We start from the raw sequence: 4,239 nt of genomic DNA, 5'->3' as shown, positions 1-4,239 counted from the left end.
GATCAAATATCATTTGATAGTTAAAACAAAAGCTAAACTCTAAAAAGTTAAATGGTCAATTTCTCTAAAAAAATCAAACTCCCAAAGAGATAACCCCCCTCCCAAAAAAAATAAAAGTCAAATCCCCAAACTTGAGATTTGACTTTTAATCTTAATGAGTTTCTTCACTCAAAGCAAACTCTTTAGCAAGAGCTGATTTTAGGTAGGCAAGATAATTACCATTAATAAAGTAACGATCATTACGTTTTACTAAAGTATGTTGCTCTTCTAAATCCTGAATTAAGGTTTTATAAAAATCACCATTCAGATCATAATTTAAATATTGAGCTAGTTTTTTATCTTTTACGCTACCGGAAAATACCAATTCATCACTAACAACAAAGCGATAGAACTCAGGAGTCACTAACTCTTCTAAGTTATAGCCTTTAGCGTTACTATCAACCTTGTTTTCATGAATTTGTTGATCCCAAAACTCTGCAAGATTTTGCATCTCTTGCTCATCAATGATAGCACTCGTATATACCTGTTTATGGTCATCATTAAAAATGAACTCATTACTTTTTAGGTCTCGAGTATTAGTATCTCGTAAGGTAAATTGATTATGACAAATATTGTCACGCTTTAAAACTGTAAACTCTGCTACTGAGTTCACAATAATAAAGTTAATCCCAAAACGTTTTCCTTGATTTAATAAATAAACTAAAGTTGCTAAGGTATACTTAGGCACATTTAAGGTTACACAATTTACAATCATACTATGACCAATACTATCGATAAACACATAGAGGGGTTTAATTTTCTCGAGTTTGCTCGTAGAGTATTGATTGCCTAAGCTTAAGAAATGATTATAGTTGACATAATCACCAGCATTAAGTTGTGCGCAAAGACGGCGACGACGAATTAATTCAGCATAAACTAAAGCGATTAATTCTTGCACTTGCTCGCGCATGAGTACTGGATGAATAAAATGCGGTAAATCATTGAGCTTAAACACTTGATGACGAGAATCATCGCAATAAGCTAAAAACTCTATATCTTCAGGACTATGCGTAAAGGCTAAGCCCATCATAATCTCAGTGAGGAGATTAGCTTTTGCTTCGTTGGATAATCCCATAATTAAGGAATTAGTTTGAGCAAATTTTACATGTAAAACTTGACGCTCCTTATCAACTCCCACGCCAATAGCATTGTTTTGCTCCTGTCCTTGGAATAAGTCGATCAAGTTAACATTAGCATTTACATAACGATCCACATAGAGCTTGCCTGTTTCTTCTTCATAAATCGCTTTGAGGCGACGACGATCAAAACGACGATTAAAATCTTTTACAAAACGCTTGATATCTTCATTTGGTAAAAGTTTAATCTCATACCTATGAGCCTCAGCAATTTTTGTACGACTTAGAATCTGAGCTCCGGAAGTAACCTTGTCTAAACTTTGACGCAGAAAGCGTACATAATCATTTAATTGTTTATGATCATCATCAAAGATCTGCGATGGCAATAATAAATCTTTACTTGGTAAAACTTTATTTTGCTCAGCACGTGCTTTTTGCATGAGATTAGTTAAATTAAATGTTCCCTGATTTGCTGAGGTTAAAGCAGAAGCTAATTGCGACTGTGCTTGTTGTTCTTTTTTCTGTCCACCCGCAAAAATAGAAGAGGTCTTTTTACGCTCTTCACTTGTAAATGGATCTTGATACTTAAGCTCTTGATCTCCAGCTTCTAAGAAAGAAAAATCTATTTCTCCTTTTTCATTGGTTACTTGAGGTGCTTGATGACGATTACCAAATAAAGCTAAGCCCTCATAGGCTAGTTGCTGCTCTGGTAAATCTAATTCTTGTCCTGAAGCTTGTAGAGTTTTTGCTTCAACTTGAGGCGTCTCTACAACCTCTCTTGACATTAACTCCTCTGCTAAAGCTTGCGGTTCTTGGACTTGAGCCTCATGTTCTTGGCTTTGTACTTCTGATATTGAAACTTCTAAGCCTTGTTCTCTACTCTCTGCTAAAACTAATTCTTGAGAACTAACTTCTGGTAACAGAAGCTCTTCTTGAGGAGCAATAACAAGACTCTCTTCCGCAGTTTGCTCAAGATTGCCCTCTTCTTCTAGTAACTCACTTGCTTTAGAGCTTAGATTTGACGGTAAATCTTCTAAACTCTCCTCTTGATGGGCAACAAGATCTAAGCTCAATTCTTGAGCTGCATGAGGAAGAACTAATTCCTGATCAGCTATTGGTGTCAACAAGTCATCCAAGGAAGTTTTACCTTCAAATAATTCAGGTTCTTCTTGCGAATTATCTTCTACTTGTTCTAAAGCTAAAGTTTGTGCTACTGAATCTAGAGCTAAAGTAGGCTCAGAGGTTGGAGTTATAAAGCCTCCCTCTGTAGCTCTTAAATCCGAACTTTGTCGCTCCTCTTGCTCATTAGATGCGTCTGAGAACATGCCAGCTTCTACATCTTGCTCGGCTTCAGTTGGGTCTAACATGTCCGTAGTCGGAAGAGGAGCAGCTTCTGCTTGAACTTGAGAGTTTGCAGGCGTAAACTCTCGTTCTTGCCCCTCGACATTATCTTCTAGTTCTGAGCTTTGTAGAGTTTCTTCTACAGTCGTGTTCTCTGCTTCTAATTCCTCAGGAATAATTACTTCTCCTACTTCATAAGGATACTCCTCACGAATTTTTTCTAAGCGTGCTTTTTCTTCTGCAAGTTTACGTTCTTGCTCTTGCATTACTAAGCTTGTTAGGGTTTGCGTGCCAAAATCTAGCTCATCTTCCTCATTAAAAGTATGACTATCTTCGGCCACCCTCAATGCAAACATTGAAGCTAGAGGATTATTTGTCTTTTCAAGATAAGCTTGATCTTCTTTAACGCCTTGTAAATAAGCTTTTACTTGTTCTAATTTCTCATCTACAGCCTCTTTTGGAGCGCGAGCGGCAAAAGGAGGAAAAGCTTTTTCAAAATCACTAAAATCTAAGTCGGTAAGCGAAGATGGTAGATCATCTTCATTTACTTCTTCAAGCTCTAATTGTTCTTGAGCAATTTCTTTTTCTAAAGCAGCAATCTGAGCTTCTAAATCTGTAAGTTCCTCTTGTTCTGCTTTAGGTTTTAATAAACCTGCTAAATAAGAAACAAATTCATCCTGTTGCTCTGCCGGCATCTTACGAACAAGCTCTTCGAGAGCTTCATTACTCTCTTCTTGACTTAACTCTAACTCCTGAGTTAAATCCTCTTCTTCTAAGACTACTTCAGAATCTTGCGTAAGCAGCTCATCTTCCTCTAAACTAGATTGAGCTTGGGTTACCGCACTATGCGTAACTTGGTCTTGCTCTGCCTTATCTTCTAAGATATCTGCAGATGAAGAAGAGCTTGCTTCTTCTAACTCTAATTCCGCAGGTGAAGCTTGTGCTACCACTTCCTCTTTTTCGCTTAAAGGTAAAGTTGTTACTTCAGGAGTATTATTACTTTGATACACAGCTTCGAGCCATTGCTCTACGCCTCCAGCTACGGCAATCATGCCTTCCTGATTATGTAAAACTGGATTAACCTTCTCTTCCAGTTGAGCAATAGTTTCTGTACTCGTTGTAGTTACATAAAACTCTTGTTCTTGAGTTATATCTTCTTGCTCAGGAACTCTATCTTGTGCAAATCCTCTCCCTTGTTCTAGAGATGTAGCTTCTCCCTGCTCTTGAGATAAATCTAATGGTGCTTCTTCTAAGTTTTCTTCGGTTTCTACCTCAAAATCATCATAAGCATAATTATAATCTTGAGCATCCTCAAACTCGGTCTCAGCTTCTGGTAACTGAGATTCATACATAGGGCTAAGATTAGAAACCGGCGTACCTACAAAGCTTTCTTGAGTCTCTAACTCTATAGGTTCAGGCATGGTTGTCGCTAATACGGAAGCAAAATAATCATTTTCTTCTGGCGCTTCAACCGCTACTTTTTTGTTAGGTTGTTTAAATTCTCGACTGAGATTATAAGAAATGGGGATAATTTGTGTATAAAAGCTAGGATTTTGCTTAGCTTCATACGTAACTTTATTCATTAAATCAACAGAAGTATCTTCAACTTCTTCGACACTATCAACTTGCGTAAAATCAGTTAAATTATCTAATTGCGCAAAAAAGTCAAAGTCTGCATTATTATTGGTAGTATCTTGATCTTTCTTCTTTTTTTGCATAGGTTTAGCATCTCAAATTTAATTAAGACCTACAATAATTTAATAACATTTTATCTAAAGCTTTA

At 36.8% G+C, this 4,239-nt stretch carries 1 protein-coding gene; it reads right to left on the bottom strand.

The features are described from left to right. Positions 1-151: 151 nt before the first annotated feature. On the bottom strand, positions 152-4,174 hold the full coding sequence (locus tag CKF59_RS05495; protein WP_119534959.1) for an FtsK/SpoIIIE domain-containing protein: 4,023 nt from the start codon (positions 4,172-4,174) through the stop codon (positions 152-154). Positions 4,175-4,239 lie beyond the last annotated feature (65 nt).

The sequence above is a fragment of the Psittacicella gerlachiana genome (genome assembly GCF_003585965.1).
Taxonomy (GTDB): domain Bacteria; phylum Pseudomonadota; class Gammaproteobacteria; order Enterobacterales; family Psittacicellaceae; genus Psittacicella; species Psittacicella gerlachiana.
This window is presented reverse-complemented; position numbering and strand designations above follow the sequence as displayed.